This window comes from Caballeronia sp. J97 (assembly GCF_905220305.1).
Classification (GTDB): domain Bacteria; phylum Pseudomonadota; class Gammaproteobacteria; order Burkholderiales; family Burkholderiaceae; genus Caballeronia.
In genome coordinates, this window is the sequence record NZ_CAJMZL010000017.1 from 47,222 (window position 1) to 63,485 (window position 16,264).

General features: G+C 57.1%; 13 protein-coding genes. 10 read left to right on the forward strand and 3 right to left on the reverse strand.

What is annotated here, in order from left to right:
• The first annotated feature begins 234 nt into the window (after window positions 1–234).
• The gene (locus tag U4Y90_RS21310) at window positions 235–2,895 is read left to right on the forward strand and encodes an MMPL family transporter (RefSeq protein WP_321797468.1); all 2,661 of its coding nucleotides are present in this window, start codon (window positions 235–237) and stop codon (window positions 2,893–2,895) included.
• A complete protein-coding gene (locus U4Y90_RS21315) occupies window positions 2,892–3,869 on the forward strand; it encodes an MlaA family lipoprotein (protein ID WP_415749394.1) in 978 nt (325 codons plus the stop codon). Before U4Y90_RS21310 ends, U4Y90_RS21315 begins: the two co-directional genes overlap by 4 nt.
• 54 nt (window positions 3,870–3,923) lie before the next feature.
• On the opposite strand, the gene U4Y90_RS21320 is transcribed toward U4Y90_RS21315, so the two are convergent.
• Window positions 3,924–4,382, reverse strand: coding sequence for an acyl-CoA thioesterase (locus U4Y90_RS21320; protein ID WP_321797614.1), 459 nt, complete (start codon window positions 4,380–4,382; stop codon window positions 3,924–3,926).
• 1,248 nt (window positions 4,383–5,630) lie between these two features.
• Between U4Y90_RS21320 and U4Y90_RS21325 the strand changes: the two genes are divergently transcribed.
• The 7 genes from U4Y90_RS21325 (at window position 5,631) to U4Y90_RS21355 (ending at window position 13,157) form a co-directional block, all read left to right on the forward strand.
• Entirely contained in the window at window positions 5,631–6,698 is a 1,068-nt protein-coding gene (locus tag U4Y90_RS21325; protein WP_321797470.1) for a hypothetical protein, read from the forward strand.
• A gap of 4 nt (window positions 6,699–6,702) precedes the next feature.
• Complete coding sequence (locus tag U4Y90_RS21330) at window positions 6,703–8,862, forward strand: hypothetical protein (RefSeq protein WP_321797471.1); 2,160 nt, start codon at window positions 6,703–6,705, stop codon at window positions 8,860–8,862.
• A gap of 18 nt (window positions 8,863–8,880) precedes the next feature.
• Entirely contained in the window at window positions 8,881–9,420 is a 540-nt protein-coding gene (locus U4Y90_RS21335) for a hypothetical protein (RefSeq protein ID WP_321797472.1), read from the forward strand.
• Window positions 9,407–10,975 carry a tyrosine-type recombinase/integrase gene (locus U4Y90_RS21340; RefSeq protein ID WP_321797473.1) on the forward strand — a complete coding sequence of 523 codons (1,569 nt, stop codon included), beginning with the start codon at window positions 9,407–9,409 and terminating at the stop codon, window positions 10,973–10,975. The genes U4Y90_RS21335 and U4Y90_RS21340 overlap by 14 nt, the downstream gene beginning before the upstream one ends.
• Window positions 10,976–11,170: 195 nt before the next feature.
• Window positions 11,171–11,308 carry a hypothetical protein gene (locus U4Y90_RS21345; RefSeq protein WP_321797475.1) on the forward strand — a complete coding sequence of 46 codons (138 nt, stop codon included), beginning with the start codon at window positions 11,171–11,173 and terminating at the stop codon, window positions 11,306–11,308.
• Window positions 11,309–11,314: 6 nt separating this feature from the next.
• Window positions 11,315–11,449 carry a hypothetical protein gene (locus tag U4Y90_RS21350; protein WP_321797477.1) on the forward strand — a complete coding sequence of 45 codons (135 nt, stop codon included), beginning with the start codon at window positions 11,315–11,317 and terminating at the stop codon, window positions 11,447–11,449.
• Window positions 11,450–12,473: 1,024 nt separating this feature from the next.
• Window positions 12,474–13,157: a hypothetical protein gene (locus tag U4Y90_RS21355; RefSeq protein WP_321797478.1), complete on the forward strand. Its 684-nt coding sequence runs from the start codon at window positions 12,474–12,476 to the stop codon at window positions 13,155–13,157.
• Window positions 13,158–14,234: 1,077 nt separating this feature from the next.
• On the opposite strand, the gene U4Y90_RS21360 is transcribed toward U4Y90_RS21355, so the two are convergent.
• Both U4Y90_RS21360 and U4Y90_RS21365 read right to left on the reverse strand, forming a co-directional pair.
• Entirely contained in the window at window positions 14,235–14,678 is a 444-nt protein-coding gene (locus U4Y90_RS21360; RefSeq protein ID WP_321797479.1) for a hypothetical protein, read from the reverse strand.
• A gap of 218 nt (window positions 14,679–14,896) precedes the next feature.
• Entirely contained in the window at window positions 14,897–15,700 is an 804-nt protein-coding gene (locus tag U4Y90_RS21365) for an H-NS family nucleoid-associated regulatory protein (protein ID WP_321797480.1), read from the reverse strand.
• A gap of 163 nt (window positions 15,701–15,863) precedes the next feature.
• Between U4Y90_RS21365 and U4Y90_RS21370 the strand changes: the two genes are divergently transcribed.
• Window positions 15,864–16,253, forward strand: a complete 390-nt coding sequence (locus tag U4Y90_RS21370; protein WP_321797616.1) for a hypothetical protein — start codon at window positions 15,864–15,866, stop codon at window positions 16,251–16,253.
• The last annotated feature ends 11 nt before the right edge of the window (window positions 16,254–16,264 follow it).

Here is a 16,264-nt window from a genome sequence, read left to right on the forward strand (position 1 = left end):
TCTCTAATCAGGTTTGGCGGCGCGGGTCGTGCGGCCTTCGGACGTTGCAGGAGCGGCCAGATGGCTGCGAGGTCAGTATACCGACACCGCGGGGCCGCAACAGTTCAAGCCGGGAGTGTTCCGGTGCGCCCGCTATACTTGCGCGGCGCCTCGCGTCGTTTCCTGGCGGTCGGCATCATGCAATTCGCGCGTTCGCACGCGCAAAAAATAACAGGGCACACAGGTAGCGTCTTCATGCTGACGTCCAACATTACTCGCTTCGTCACCCTCGCCATTCGCCGGCCGGCGTGGATTATCGCCGTTTCGCTGCTGCTCGGCGTGCTGTCCACGATTTATGTCGTCCATCACTTCAGAATCAGCACCGACGTCAGTCAGCTGATCGAAACCGAGCCCGAGTGGGCGTCACGCAGCAAGGCGATCGACGAGGCGTTTCCGCAGCGCGGCGCGACGCTGCTGATCGTCGTTCAGGCACCCGCGCAGGAATTCGCCGATGCCGCCGCGAACGAACTCGCCGCCGCGCTCGCGAAGGAGCCGGAGCGCTTCAAGTCGGTTTCGCAGCCCGCGGGCGGCGCGTTCTTCGAGCACAACGGACTGCTCTATCTGCCGGCGGACAAGGTCGAGCAGGTCACGAAGCAACTCGTGCAGGCGCGTCCGCTCATCAATACGCTTGCGCACGACCCGACGCTCACCGGCCTCGCGCAGACGCTCAACACCACGCTCAATCTTCCGCTGACACTGGGACAGGTCAGTCTCGGCCAGATGGCGGGGCTGCTCGGCAAGAGCGCGACCGTGCTCGACCGCGTGCTGGCGAATCAGCCGGCTGCGTTCTCGTGGCGCGGCCTCGCGGATTCGTCGACGGGCGATGCGCCCGGGCGCGCGTTCGTCACGGTGCTGCCGGAGCTGAACTTCAACGCGCTGAAGGCGGCGGCGGGCGCCTCGGAAGAGATTCGCGCGAAAGCCGCCGAACTCGGCATCGACAAAAAGTATGGCGCGACGCTGCATCTGACCGGCGCGCAACCGCTCGCCGACGAGGAATTCGCCTCGGTGCAGGACGGCGCCGTGCTCAACGGCGTGCTGACTTTTCTCGTCGTGCTGATGATCCTCTGGGTCGCGCTGCGCTCCAAGCGCATGATCGTCGCGGTCTTCATCACGCTCTTCGTCGGCCTTGCGATCACCGCGGCGCTCGGACTCATGATGGTCCACGCGCTCAACATGATTTCCGTCGCGTTCATGGTGCTGTTCGTCGGCCTCGGCGTGGACTTCGGCATTCAGTTCGGCGTGAAGTACCGCGAGGAGCGCTATCGGCACAGGCGGCTCGACGTGTCGCTCGCGGAAACGGCGCGTCACGTCGCGGTGCCGCTCACGCTCGCCGCCGCCGCGACCGCCGCGAGCTTCTTCTCGTTTCTGCCGACCGCGTATCGCGGCGTATCGGAGCTGGGGCTGATCGCGGGCGTCGGCATGTTCGTCGCCTATGTGACCAACATGACGCTCCTGCCCGCGCTCATCAAGGTGTTCGCGCCGCCGGGCGAAGCGCATTCGCCGGGCTTTCCGGTGCTCGCGCCCGTCGATGAATTCCTCGACAAGCATCGCAAGCCCGTGCTGATCGGCACGCTCGTGGTCGTGATCGGCGCGTTGCCGCTGCTCTTCAATCTGCGCTTCGACTTCAATCCGCTGCATCTGAAGGACCCGCACACCGAGTCGATGGCGACGCTCATCTCGCTCCAGGATTCGCCGGAAGGCGCGGTGAACGATGTCGCCGTGCTCGCGCCCTCGCTCGCCGATGCCGACGGAATCGCCCAAAAGCTGCGCAAGCTGCCGGAAGTCGGGAGCGCGACGACGCTCTCCTCGCTGATCCCCGACGATCAGCCGAAGAAGCTCGATCTCATCAAGACTGCCGCCGACCAGTTGCTGCCCGCGCTCGATCAGCCGACGGCATCGCCGGTAACGGATGCGGTGCGCGTCGCGGCGCTCAAGCGCGTGGCGAACCAGCTTTCGCTCGCCGCCGACGAGCATCCCGGTCCCGGCGAGAAGGAAGCGAAGCATCTCGCGCAGACCCTCACGAAGCTGGCGCAAGCCGACGCCGCGACGCGCGACCGCGCCGAGCACGCGATGGCCGAACCGCTGCGCCTCGCGCTCGCGCAATTGCGCGCGCTGCTCACGCCGACGGAGATCACGCGCGACACCCTGCCGCCGCAGATGGTCGCGTCGTTCGTGACGCCGCAGGGTCAGGCGCTCGTCGACGTGGCGCCGAAGGTTCCGCCCGGCGCCGATCCGAACGACGACGCCCTGCTCGCCCGCTTCGCCGACGCGGTGCAGAAGGCCGAGCCGGATGCGATCGGCGGGCCGATTTCCGTGCGCCATTCGGCGGAGACCATCATCAAGGCGTTCGAACAGGCGGCGCTCTACTCGCTGATCGCGATCGCGGTGCTGCTGTGGATCGCGTTGCGCCGTTTTGGCGACGTTCTGAGAACTTTGGTACCTTTGCTCGTTTCCGCGATCGTCACGCTGGAGTTGTGCGTCGTCTTCCGGATGCCGCTCAACTTCGCGAATATCATCGCGCTGCCGCTCATGCTGGGCGTCGGCGTCGCGTTCAAGATCTATTTCGTGATGGCGTGGCGCTCCGGCCAGACGCGACTGCTACAGTCCAGCCTCACGCATGCCGTTATGTTCAGTGCGGCCACGACCGCGACGGCGTTCGGCAGCCTGTGGTTCTCCCATCATCCGGGCACGTCCAGCATGGGGCGACTGCTGGCGCTGTCGCTCTTTTGCACGCTGGTCGGCGCGGTGGTCTTTCAACCGGTGCTGATGGGCAAGCCGCGCAAGGTGCGCGCGGCGGCTCGCGCGAAGCTCAGGGCGGCGCAGCGACATGACAACCTAAGAGGAATTGAAGAATGAAGTCGGGATCGACGGCCTTGACCGCTCGTGCAGTGCATAAATTGGGGTTGAGTCTGATGATGGCGGTCGCCCTCGCGACGGCGGGTTGCGCGACCGGCCCGGACCGAAACCCGAAAGATCCGCTCGAGCCGATGAACCGCAAGATCTTCACGTTCAACGACACGCTCGATACCTACATCGCCAAGCCGGTCGCGCAGTTCTACGTCGATTACACGCCGAGCCCGTTTCGCACTGCGGTCAGCAATTTCTTCTCGAATCTCGGCGATTTCTCCAACTTCGCGAACAACCTGCTGCAGTTGAAGATCACCGATGCGACGCAGGATCTGATGCGCATCGCGATGAACTCGCTGTTCGGCATCGGCGGCCTGATCGACATCGCGTCGCCGGCGGGGCTGCCCAAGCATCATCAGGACTTCGGACTGACGCTCGGGCACTACGGCATGCCGTCGGGGCCTTATCTGGTGCTGCCGCTGCTCGGCCCGAGCTCGTTCCGCGATTCGACGACCTGGCTCGTCGACTGGCGCGTGAACCCGATCAGCTACTCCGAGGCCGAGATTCGCTGGCCGCTGTTCGGCCTGAACTTCGTGAGCGCGCGCGCGGATCTGATCGGCGCGACCGATCTGCTGTCGGCGGCGGCGCTCGACAAATACGCGTTCGTGCGCGACGCCTACACGCAGCGGCGTCAATATCTGCTGACGGGCGGCGGCGCGAGCTCGCTGCCCGATTACGGCGACGAAGGCGCATCGGCGCCCGAAGGCGCGAGCGCGCCGGGCGAAACCGGCGGCGGCAGCACGGAGCAAGGCTTGCCGACGTATGTCGATCCGGGCGCGGCGGAATCGCCCGCGGGCGGCGTCGGCGGCAAGTCGCCCGCGCCGGAGGAGAGCGCGCCCAAGACTCAGCCGTCGCCGAGTTCGAGCAAGGCGCAGGGATTGCCGCAGTATGAGGATCCGGGTGCGCAGCCCGCGGGCAAGTGAGCCGGGGTTGAAGTCTGAAATGGCAACGGGCGCTCGATGAGCGCCCGTTTGCTTCTAGTGCGCCGCTTCTTCCGCGACTTCTTCGAGCAGATCATCGCTCGATATCTTCGGCGCTTCGACCGCGCCCTGATCCCGGCGATACGCCTCGAACAGCTCATCGGCATAGCGGATCTGCGTGCGGCCGTGCGGCGCCGGTTCGCCTTGCTCGTTCAGATTCACGAATACCATCTTCTCGACGGTCAGAATGCTCTTTCGCGTGATCTTGTTGCGCACCTCCGCGCGCAGCGTGACCGACGTGCGGCCGAATTGCGTCGCGGTGATGCCCAGTTCGATGATGTCGCCCTGACGCGCCGAACTCGCGAAGTTGATCTCGGACATGAACTTGGTGACGACGCGCTGGTTGCCCAGTTGCGAGATGGCGTAGATCGCCGCTTCTTCGTCGATCCAGCGCAAGAGGCTGCCACCGAACAGCGCCTCGTTTTCCAGACTACCAATATCATCAAAGGAGCCTATATTTGAGGGGGGGGTCAAGCATTCGCGGCAAGGTCGGCACCATTGCGAAAGGCGTTGACGATCTGCGTTGATGAAATGGAAATGCGATGCGGGCGGGTAAGTGGCAGTGCCTCTCAACGCTGAACGCGATGAGCGGCCGTCGCTTTTGGTACCCGCAAAGCCGTTGCTACTATTGGTAATATTAATACGAACGTAGGTAGCGACACGCCCGCCGATTAATACGCCTGGGACCTCATGATGGGAATCTTCGAGCGGACTGAAGCTGGGTATAGAGGCTGGTTTAGGGACGGCTCTGGCGTAGCTTACTGGCGCGCACTGGGGCCCATATTCGACAACGGTCCCGCCGCTTTAGAGTTTCTTGAGGCTCTAGATCCCTTTATGACTAGAAGTGACTGCCATTCCAGTCGCGCATACGTCCTTATGTCCCTACGGAAGCTTACGCTCTACCTTCGCGCGACGGGCGTTCTTACCAAGCCGACCTCTGCTGTTGAATGGCAAGCAGCGCTGAAGAAAATATACGTGCAACACCTGACCGTTAAGCGGCCAAAATACTCTTTAGAGACTCGGATAAACGACTGGCAACAAGGCATTCGCCCCATTCTCCAATTCCTGCGCGACGAAGCCGGCCTGATTCCGTCCGCCGTGAATATTCTTCCACTAAAACCGATTAGGCTCACAGGCCGATTCGGATACAGGCACGACACGTTGGTCGATGGGGAAACCCACAAAGCCGATTCCGGCGACGAGGTGCTGTCATTTTCTCAGTTGCTGCTGAACTTAGACGTTAGTATGACCAATGCAGAATACCTGGAGACGTATCGGGACAGACTCATTGACGCCCGCGCCGCTCTGGATTCCGACTGCGTCGCGTACGTCAAGTCTATGGCTGAGCACGTCGCTTACGGAGCGCGACTCCTTCAGAAGTTCTCCGAAAAAGATGCAGACGAGATGCAAGCGACTTATACCGCGCAGAACAAGTCACCATACCACCAAATGCGAGCGTGTCTTGAGTGCGGAGTGCCTCCTGGCGGGAGCGAAATGTCTTTAGCAAGAATCCTACGCTTTTTCTTGCGGGCGACCCCACACCCCAAAAATAAGCACACATTTTCGCAATCGGATTGGCTGCCTACTTGGCAGATCGTAACGTTTCCCGAAAACGCTCCGCAACCACCGCACGCGAGCTTCGTCAGCCAAACGCGTAGGTTTCGATGGATGGCCGGATGTTTTCTAGACGCAACGGACCTCTGTATGCTGAATCTTCTACTATTGTTGAGGAATCCGGTTTTTACTGCCCTGTCATTGTACGATTCTGTCATAACCGACAAGCACGGTGACTCAACGTTCACACTTGTTACGGACGGACAAGCCTTCACGGTAAATAAGGAACGCGCGAAGGCAGAGAAAAAAAGTACGTTAGACGCCGACAGCATTCTAGCAATAAATACTGTCCTAGCTGTCACAAGCGATGCGAGGCGTGCCATGGCTCCAGATGACCCTCTAAAGAATCGGTTGTTCTTCGGGCTCGACTACATGGGGCCACGAGGAGTGCCTTACCGTAACTTGTATAGCTTCGGCCGACGGGACACCCGAGATGTAAAGCATATCCTGCCGAATGCGACAGCCGCCGGAATTCCGCCTTCAAACGTAATCCCTGCGAAAATAAGAAAGACTATTGCTGTCCTCGAATGGTTCCGAACGGGGTCAGTGCTGAAGGCTGCTACTAAGATCGGAAACACAACGAACGTAACGATAAAGCACTACATACCCGCCGCCCTTCTAAGAGCGTGGAACGTCCGCCTAGCCAGACGTTTCCAAAATCTGCTACTAATCACTGCGAGCGCGCACGAGGATTATTGCGCTGCATCAACAGACTTCGCGTCCGAAACGGAGCTTAAGAAATTTGTTGACGATATGCTAGATGAGCACAACCCATCAAGCAGCAAACTTGCGTCGATGCTGCATGAGCGCTTTCGTGCCCCAGAGCATTTCGACGACACTCCGCCTCGGTCAAATGCAAACGGCCCAAGCAGTTTGGTGATAGGTATCAGCGCACCGACTCTCTCTGTGCTTTACGCTTTTCGAGACCTAACTTACGAGAGAGGATTCACCGAACACCGAGTCGAACACGCCGCGCAGGGACAGCAACACCTTTCTCCTCAGGCGATGGTGGACCTCGCTGACCTTCTAACGATACGTCTCCCAGAACATCCGGACAGGACTTTTCGTGACGCTCACGATGCCGCACAACTTATCGCCCCGACTCTTATCAACAAAATGTGCGATGCAAGCTTCGCATCATTAAGGGCCGAGGCATGAAATCATGTCGAACCCCGCCGCTCGAGATCGTCAAGCACATGAGGAGAGGATAATTCAAGAACTGCTAAGAGAAGCTCAGGATGTTCAGATCGCACAGCCTGAAACCGACTGGAAGGCTCAATGGCTATTAGGCCCCATTCATGCAGACTCCTGGGCACTTCGCCTTCAGGACTCGGCTCTTATCGGAGGAAAATGGAACAACGTCCTGAAGATCAATTGGGACGATCTTCTTCCTAATGGCACCAGATTGACCGATGAGTGCAATCGCGATTTTCGCCAGTACTTGCAGAAGGCGGCGTTTCTAATCAGGGAACGAGTGCTGATTATAGAATCTAGTAATTCCCACGCCATCTACATCCAGATCTTGAAGAGCTTGGCACACTGGATGTATTCCCAGGTGAAACGTTTCTCGCCGGCATCGGAAGGGTTCGCAAGGGTCGACCTTAAAGCGTTGCACGAATTCATCAGCAAATTCGCGTCCGGGGGCATTTTCCACGCGTGCGACTATCCAGCGAGATTCCTTCAGCTCGTCAGCCCGGCTGCATTCTCAGAATGGAAACAACTCAAGTGTAAACCATCAATCTATAAACTCCCGACAGAGGTGAAGAACACGGTTTGCAAAGCACTCGAACACCTCAGCTTCTATTCAGTCACCGGCGGGAGCGGACCGAATGCCCAACTGAAGCACCTCGACCGGGGCAAGATTGCCGAACTTCTCCGAGTTCCCTTACAGAAACTGGCCACAACCCGCGCGAACGCGTTCTTTCGTCAGTTCGAACCAGAATACATTGTTCGGTTCGGAAATCTGATCGTGGAAACGACTCCACTAGACACTGAGTACCCCTCCCATCGCACACAGCTGCTCGAGGAAGTTTTGAAGTCGAGACCGTCTAGAGCGCAGCTTGGACAGATCATACAAACGATCGAAGCGCTTGACACGCTATCTAGTCAAGAGGATGCGTTTAGCCTAAAACCAATTGCAGCAGGACTACCCGTCTCACCTCTTCGTTGTCACTTGAAAGACACGCCTCTCGTCACGCCGACCCCGTGGATTCCGATCGAGATTGCGATGAACTATCTCGACGAGGCGTTACGGTGGGTGATGGATTATGGTCAGACTCTAGTCGATTTCTATCTTAAAGCTAGCAGACACTTCTTTAGCAAGGATTTTCTTAATTCAACAGATTGTGCCGACACTCGTTATCGCTACCGCGAAACCTGGACGCGCAAGAATCTACCAGAAAAGCTTGCCAGAGCCGGAATCACCGGATGGGGGGCCACGGGCGAAGACCGTAGGAAGTTCTCTCTTACCTCAGCTATGACCGTGTTTCTAGGCGCTTGCGTGCATTTGATCTCCGGTGTTCTGCCGATCAGAATCGCAGAACTTGTCACTTTGAAAAAAGAATGCCTTAGTTTCAAAGACGGCGACGGATTCTGGATTCGCAGGAGGCGTGGTAAAGCGGTACGAAGCGACCAGCATGCTGAACAAGACCTGCCGGTTCCACGTTGCGTGGCGGAAGCAGTCCGGCTATTGCGAAAGCTCGGAGAAGATTCGGTTTCAACAGTCCGGGAATCTAAACAACCGAAAGGGCCCGAGTTTCTCTTTAACCTTCCCGTTTTCAAAGAAATCGAACGCACAAGGCTCAATAGACGGAATGCGTCATCACTCGCCTATGCGCTCGATTCATTCTGTGACCATGTAGGACTTCCTCCCGACGGACATGGACGGCGATGGTACGTGAGAGTACACGAGAATAGGAAGTCCTTCTTGCTGACATTCGTTTGGTATTTCAAGTACGCGGCGTTAGATACGGCGAGATGGCTGGCCGGGCACACTAATGCAGCACACGTTTTAGCATATATCAAGTCGAACACTCCAGGCGAGGTGATTTCGGAACTCGAAGCCGACTATCTTGCTGAAGTCTTGCACAATTTCAGCGTGTCTATGAAGCGCAGTGCAGGCCGGCGGGACATCGAGGCACTGTACCGAAATGTCTGTAGACATTTCAGCGTGCGCGAGATAAGCGAGGTCAGCGACGCAGAACTTAAGCATTGGCTCGAACACTGCATTTTGACTGGACTTTATCGAATCGACGTCGTCACGATTACTACACCGAGCGGCAGTCACAGGATTGCGTTGTCTATTCATACTTCTGAAACTTGATCTAGTCACGGAGCTCATATGAAAACGCACGAACCTTCAAGTACTTCGGTAGATAGCACTAGGAATCTATGGATACAAATGTGCGCCGCAATCGAAAAGCCCACCGCAGCACCGCGTTCGCTATTGAACGCCTGCGTCACACAAGTCGCGCTATCGAAGTATTGTTGGAGCGAAAAGAAAATAAACGCCCTGTCGCTCAATACCCTGAAGGGGGCAGCCGACAAAGTGGTCGAACCCGGAGGATGGGAAGCGTTGAACGACATTCGTAAGAAACTGTACGTAGCTAGTCTTACGTGTACTCATGCCGCAAAAAAAACAAGACGCGGCTTCGGGTTTCGACTGGCCAAGGTCAGTGAGGAACTCGAGGCGTCACAGTCACGTATTCAGAAATTGCTCCGCAGTCGAGTTGTCTTGCTACAAGCCTATAGCGACATCATCGACATTCTTCGAGCCTATCGAACCTTGGATGCACAACTCGACGCACGCTTGCGGAATCACGAGGTTATGTTTGACATCGGATTGTTCGCGGATGTGGAGGCGACTCATGAAAATACCTAGCACTGAGAGCGCTTCAGGCAGTGGGCCGGCTAGAGATCGTCAACTCTTTACAGTGCTGCGCGATGTTAGCTTGGTTGGGGAGCCGGTTCTGGATGTCCTATCACAGGAGCTCGAAGCATCGACAACACAATGTCACGCGTCATTCGTCTTCATGGCGTGGCCTAATGGAGCCCCTTGTGTCGAGATGGAGCTATACCTTCTTCACCTTGTGCAGAGTAAATTGAAACTAGACGCTAACGGTGGATCGGTACGCCAAGAGGCGGTTAAGCTGTCGCATTTGGTTCGCTTTTGTTTTAAAACAAGGTTAAACTTTTGGGACCTTTGGTCACACCATTTCACTAGATTCATTCAAGCCCTTCAGGAAGAAAAACTGGCCAGCGGTCAGCGCGCTCGAGAAGCGAACCAGATTATCGAGATTTCTGACTCGTGCATGCGGTTCTTTACCTGGATGCAGGCGTATCTTCTACCTCACCGCAAAATTGTAGACGTAAGGTCGAATCGGCATCAAATCTGGCTCTCAGTATCGAAGAAAAAAGATAGCCGAGGAGTTGTTCATGGCTCTCGTCACTTCGGAGGGAATCCTCCCCCGTCGATCCGACGGGAAAAGACTCCAATGCCAAACGAGAGCATAACTACCATCTTCGACGCCGTGAAGCAAAGGAGTGATGCCGCGCTTCGACACCCGAGATTCATCGCTCGGTTCTCAAATCGAAGCGAACTCGATGAATATCTGGACTATCAGCGAGCGACTTGGGATGCCATTTTGACTGTTTGTATGGCGGTAGGCTGTCGCCCCGCCGAACTGACTGCAATGCGTTTGGAAGCGAACCTGCGATTGATGCAATGCGAAAAAAAGCTAGAACTCGATACTAGAAAACGTGAAGCGGGCGCGAATCGGCAGATACCCGTTACAATGACCGTCATTATCAAGCTAGGCGTCTATGTGAGCAAGTATAGGGCTGCCTTGCTCAGGCGTCTTCGTGCTGCTGGTAAGTACCCGAATCCCAACGATTTCTTGTTCCTTAACGAGCATGGGAATCCGTTGACTAAAGAAACTCTCACAAGAGGATTTTCTAGGCTTTGCAAATATGCGGCAATACCAACCCGCACCTGCTTGAGCATGTTTAGGCATCGCACGATCACATGTTTAGTAGCTATCCATCTGAAAGAGTTCTGCAGTGACCGCTTGGACATGGCAATGCACGCTTTAAATGATAGCAACTACTCTACTATACTGGCGAAAGTCGCCGAAATAACTGGTCACAAAAATCCGGAGAGCCTTCGCCCGTACATTCATCTTGCCTGGGAGGAACTGGGCGCTTTTGACACGGTTCAGGCAGCTGTGAAACTCAGCTCGCTGTTGCTGACACTTACCAACGACCTGGAGATGGATACAGAAAGGATTAGGAGACTATCGATCGATGAGAAATCTGAGGCTGTTAGCCGGATATTGTTCTACGTCCGCGAATCTGCGAAAGAAATGGAAGAGGCTATCGCCGCGTTCCGGAACGTGAGAGCAGATCCAGCGCTGGATAGGGTTGCGGTTCCAGCGTAATGCGACGTCTGAGGCACAGCGCTCGTAACCTGTTTGTTGCCCCTGTAAGGTGAACTATAGGACGTCTTGCTAGCATCGACCCGGAGTTCGCTCAACCGTAAGTGAGCTCCACCCGTCTGACAGGGGCAATGGCTGGCCAATCGCGGGCGCTCCGCGGGCGCAACGCTTGCGAAACCGGGTCCGGGAGGCGGCGTTATGAAAGCGACCACATTCTTGGAACAAGCCAAACGCGAAGCACAGCTCGTCGATGCCCTGCTGGTTGCACAATATGCGCTTGTCATACACCACGGAATGACGTTGCTAGGCGGCGATGAACCGCCGTCGCGCTGGTAGATGTGCTTGGATCTCGAACTTGAGTGCATCGATGCAGCCTGCCAGATGGCCGGGAGCGACACGACCCAGGCGCTTCATCCGCCGAATCTTTATTGCAAGGACGATGACGGCGGTGACGTGCCGCCGGACGCGGACGACTGAAGTGGGCGCTGGAGCGGTTCGCGCGCGACGCGGGTGCGAGCGCCGGACACACCGCCGGGCGATATGTCTGAACTGATCGAGCCTCATTTGGCAACGCTGGTCGAGCGCCACCCCGCAGACGGTGACTGGTCGTACGAGATCAAGTTCGACGGCTACCGGATGCTCGCGCGTGTCAAATTGGGAGACGTTGCGCTAATCAGGCGCAATGGGCGTGATTAGACGGAGCGCATGCCGCGGCTGCGTGCGAATGTGAGGCGCTGTCAGTCGAAAGCGCTTGGCTCAACGGCGAGGCGGTGGTAAAGCGTGCGCGGGCCTGAGCCCGGCTGCCATACGGGTGGTAGGGCAAGTTCTACAAGGCCGAAACCGACTCCGAGTATCAGCTGACCCCGGCTCTGCTGGTAGGCGCAGAATACGCGTGCGTCTCGGTTAAGCAGAGAAGCATTGCTTTTTCGTAACTGCAACGTATGGATGACAGCCGATTTTCCGTTTGGCGGCTTTTCTATCTAGGGCGAGTGCTTCGACACGATAGAAGCCTAGGAAAACCCGAGCGCCTGCTGCGTGCGTTTGCCGGCTGATTGAGACGAGTTTGTGACTGTGCCATCAACCTTCGGGCTTGCGCTCGAACCTCAAGCAGATGCGAGCCGCTCGATGAATCTCATCAGCTCTTCGGCCTTAGTCAGTTGAAGGGGTCGAATGGGCCCGGTAACTCGAGGCGGCCAACGTCTGCCACTCGACACGTTTCGGACTTAGCAGCGCACCGCGTCAAATGTCGGCTAAGGCCGACGAAGTGATCTCGGCTTTAATCGCTAAATAGCCGTTTGCGGCGAGCGGGCTTTTTCTCTAACTGACGTTGGGCGCGATCCCACAGACCCCTCCGGCCCATTTTCTCCGATTCTCCCCCCCACATCGGCGCTGGCTAAGGCGAGCCTCCCGAGTATGCAACACTCGAAATGTCATCTGTTTAGCCCGAGTTTCAAGCAACTCAAATCAATCGAAGAATTAATGCCTTTTTCGTCGCGTCATCTTGGACCTCTCTTCCTATACTAAACCGCGCAACGAAGTCACCGGACATTTACAACAACTCGGGCACAACAACATGAGCGCCGTAGAACGTAATCAGCAAGTCTCATCAACAACCTGCAACGAAGTCGCTCGGATGGTCGTCAAATTCCTGGTCGACTGCGGACTCAAAGACGCCAACCTGGATCCAGGCCATCTCTCACTCGCCTTCGAGTACGCGTATGAGCCGCTTCTAAGGTTCTGGCGCGATTTCGATCTCACCGGGGTAGTCCAGGCTATTTCGGAGCGTTTTCCTAATTGGCGCTCTGCGGTTCAGAATGCTGAGCAGACTGGGGAGGACGTGTTGTGCGAAGTCGAAGCGATTGTGTTTTGCCATGCATTGGACGAAGCTAACGCAGAGATGCTGATGGCTCTACCGCCTCAGGCCCGCCCCAAAGGCAGGGCAGCGACCTCGGAATGGATTTTCGCGGAACTTCAAAAAAGGGGCCTCGCGATTGAGCTAATATTCGCCCGGCGCGATGGCTATACCTGTGGGGAGGTTGCGCTCGAAGTCGTGCGTTGCCTTGAGAATGCCGCGGTGGGATTGGAGTATGAAAGACTTGGAACCAAGGTCGCGCGACTCTTGCGACGCCGTAACCTGGATGCCCAAAAAAGCGCGCAGCACCTCGCGTTACGATCCGACCTTTAGTTCCCTGTGCATACCATGTGCGCCTGACTTCGCGGTAGTGGGTCCGTGCGAAGCCCTATTAAAGCCCCGAGGCCGTAAAAGCGAGTGTCCATCGAGTAAATGCTACGGAAAGTACGCTGCATCGCTCACTACTCCGTGGCAACACATGCTGGGTTGGCCCGAAGCAAGTCAACGAAGTGCGCGGTGTGACACTCAACATACTAACTGAGGAGCACAAACGCGTCGACCGGAGCCGACCGCATCGGTCAGGGCGTTGAGACATCTGATCCGTAAGTAGCGCAGCGCGCGAAGATATCGACGCGTGGCGGAGGCATTCGAGCCATAAGCGGCAGCGCGCCCCAAGGCGGCGAAATCCGGCCCCTGCTTTACGGCGGCGCCCCTTCATGTAGCCCGAAAACCTGCGAAGGCGGTCACCGGCCAGGCAAATCTCTCTTTGCACGCCACTGCAAAGCGCATCAATACGCAGAACGGTTGCCCTTCGCACTTACGAGACGTGCAAGCCGAAAGCGCTGCGTCACCCTCATCATCGGGAAGGGTTTGTCAATTACGCTCTCTTTGATAACCGGGTCTGGTTGTTGGAACTGCGCAGCACGTACGACTACGTCGCAAGCCATGCGCGATCACAAATAACCTGGTCCGGACACTTCACAGTCGTATTCCTCTGGACCGACTTGAAACGCAACTGCGCGTGCGCGGCCGCACTGCAAATAGCTTTCGCAGTGCAGGAACAATGTTCCGCCCTTACACCTGACTACTTCGATGACTTGCCGCTCCACGCCAAATGCCACAGACCGAGCAGACCAGCCCCGATCACGACCGCCGCGACCCTACCAAGGGGTGCGAAGATGGTTCCGATCACTCTGCAGGGCCCTGATGATCATGAGAAGGCCGAACTACTCCACGAGGAAGCACGAAGACGCTGTACCAGGTTGTATTCGCCATCTATTCACTCACCCCGTTTTGCTTTGCCATGAGTCTCTTTTTTGGGACCCGCCGGTTTCCCTAGTGTCAGTGCCGGTCGTCGGTACGGGGTCAAACAAATCTGCATAGCGCGAAGAAACTCCAAGAAATGCATCATCAATCAAATAAATCGCCGGCATTGTGCTCCGGAACTGGAAACGGCGACAACAGCTGCAGCGCACCCGTCTCAATGACGTTTGCCGCACTCGGTGTTGCAATCAACTCCCTGTAAACCTCGTAGTCGACTCTGTCATAGTCCTTGTACATGGCAGCCAGATCGAGCAGCTCGCAAGTGCGCTCGTACCCTTCGCTCTGCGCAAAGCTCTCCACGAACGCTCTCACCTCCTCAGTGCCATCTGCGCTTCCGATACAAGTCTCACGCTCTTCAGTGAATGCGTTCAGGCGGTGAATAATGGTAGTTTCACAAACGCTCGCGGCGGCCGGTGTGTCAAGGCGAGCGTGCTCCGTCTTGCTCTTTGATAGCGTTTGCGAAGGTTTCAACAAAGCCTGCATATGGACATCTTCAATTCGACTTGAAACGCGGGAAGTGGCAAAGGTCAACAAACGCGTTCGATCAACCGCGAGACGCGTGCGATTAAGCTTTGTTAGTTAAAGCGAAACCATTGCGGAGCGCGAACCTGAGGCGCTCTACAGCGCTCGGATGTAGGTTCCCGCTATCAACCAAGTCCGCCATACCGCACGCTATTGGTTCGGCTAGTGGCATCGGAGCATTCCGGACTGCGTGGGCCGCGTATGCGACGAGCGCTTCGTGCGGACCATCAGGCGGCTAGCTCTTTAGCAATACCCTGCTCAGCGGCTTGCACCGATGCATTAACCACTGAGGCTCTTTCCGCAACAACGTTTTCCCTCGGCGCTTGCCGCACGCTGACCATTTGAGCCGCCGCATTCTTCGTCAACGACCAGCTTCCTCTTTCGCAATCCTCTTTCCGATCTCGGATTTCTTCGCTGTTCGTTTGACGGCGGACGACACCGTCGTTTTCTTGTTCGCCCTTCGTCGTCCGTCCGGCCTGTTTCGCTTTCTTAGCGCATTCCATCGCAGGCGTTCGCTCTCCTTTTTCCGGAAAAGCCCGCTCTGTTTCAATCAGAAAACGAATCGGATCCGCGGCGGCCGCCAACCAAGCCGGAACGCGTCCGCGGCCGTTCCACGTCGAACCGCTTTGCGGATCTCGATACAGTAGTGTTTGAGGTCTGTGCGCGTTGTTACCGGATTTCGGCGTCTTTTTGGCAGCTGCCGGTGAAGCCTTTGCCCGTTCAACCAAAAACTCACTGCGATCCTTCGCATTGGCGATCCACGCGGGCGGGCGACCGCGGCCGGTCCACGTCGCCCCAGTTTTCGGATCCAGATACTTCGCCGCCGGGAGAGTCGTAGGAGCCTTCACGGTCGTCAACTTACGACGCGCCGCTGGTTTGCGAAAACCCACTGCAATATCGTCGGTTGTCAGACCGTGCCTGTCCATCAGGGCTAGAATTTTTTTCAAGGCGGCCGACTCATTCCTCACAATCGCTTCCGCCTGCGCCTGAAGCTTTGCGATCTTGTCTTGTATTGCCTTCAGTTTAGTCATCGACGTTCTCTTTGTTGAAGATGGTCGCATCGTGCCATGCAGAAGAAAAAAACGCGAACGACGTGCTTTTTTTAACGAAGCGTTTTTACTGTCGTTTCAACGAGTTACAATCCTGCGACCATGGTGCGGGCATGGAGCTGACGCTATGTCCAACCGAGCCGAAATGCGCGTAGGCCCCCGCCGCCGATGCAAGGGCGCGTATGAGTGTGCCGAAAGTTGGCGAACGAGAACGCGGAAGCGATCGCAGGGGCGATTCGCCGTGCTCGCAAGCGGCGACGGGGCTGACGTCAGCGCAGGCGCATTGAAAATCGATGCCTACGCGCGCCTCCTCGGCGCGACATTACGCGCAGGCCAGTCGCCGGCCTACCCTCTCTCCAGGCGAACAATGGCGTACCTTGTCCCAACAATGGGCTGCATCCGCGCGGAGAATGTCGACCTAGCGCACGGCTACGGCGTGGCCATCGCGGATGAAGTCGCCCTCACGGTGACCGCCATCGACAATACGTCGATCGTGACGATCGAACTTCTCTCCGATCCCGATTCCAGTGGATGAATGGTTACGCC

What these genes read in the sequence shown, in the direction of transcription:
- U4Y90_RS21335 (WP_321797472.1), top strand. Translation starts at nt 8,881, where the DNA reads ATGAAAACGCACGAACCTTCAAGTACTTCGGTAGATAGCACTAGGAAT.
- U4Y90_RS21325 (WP_321797470.1), top strand. Translation starts at nt 5,631, where the DNA reads ATGCTGAATCTTCTACTATTGTTGAGGAATCCGGTTTTTACTGCCCTG.
- U4Y90_RS21345 (WP_321797475.1), top strand. Translation starts at nt 11,171, where the DNA reads ATGAAAGCGACCACATTCTTGGAACAAGCCAAACGCGAAGCACAGCTC.
- U4Y90_RS21340 (WP_321797473.1), top strand. Translation starts at nt 9,407, where the DNA reads ATGAAAATACCTAGCACTGAGAGCGCTTCAGGCAGTGGGCCGGCTAGA.
- U4Y90_RS21315 (WP_415749394.1), top strand. Translation starts at nt 2,892, where the DNA reads ATGAAGTCGGGATCGACGGCCTTGACCGCTCGTGCAGTGCATAAATTG.
- U4Y90_RS21370 (WP_321797616.1), top strand. Translation starts at nt 15,864, where the DNA reads ATGCGCGTAGGCCCCCGCCGCCGATGCAAGGGCGCGTATGAGTGTGCC.
- U4Y90_RS21330 (WP_321797471.1), top strand. Translation starts at nt 6,703, where the DNA reads ATGTCGAACCCCGCCGCTCGAGATCGTCAAGCACATGAGGAGAGGATA.
- U4Y90_RS21310 (WP_321797468.1), top strand. Translation starts at nt 235, where the DNA reads ATGCTGACGTCCAACATTACTCGCTTCGTCACCCTCGCCATTCGCCGG.
- U4Y90_RS21365 (WP_321797480.1), bottom strand. Translation starts at nt 15,700, where the DNA reads ATGACTAAACTGAAGGCAATACAAGACAAGATCGCAAAGCTTCAGGCG.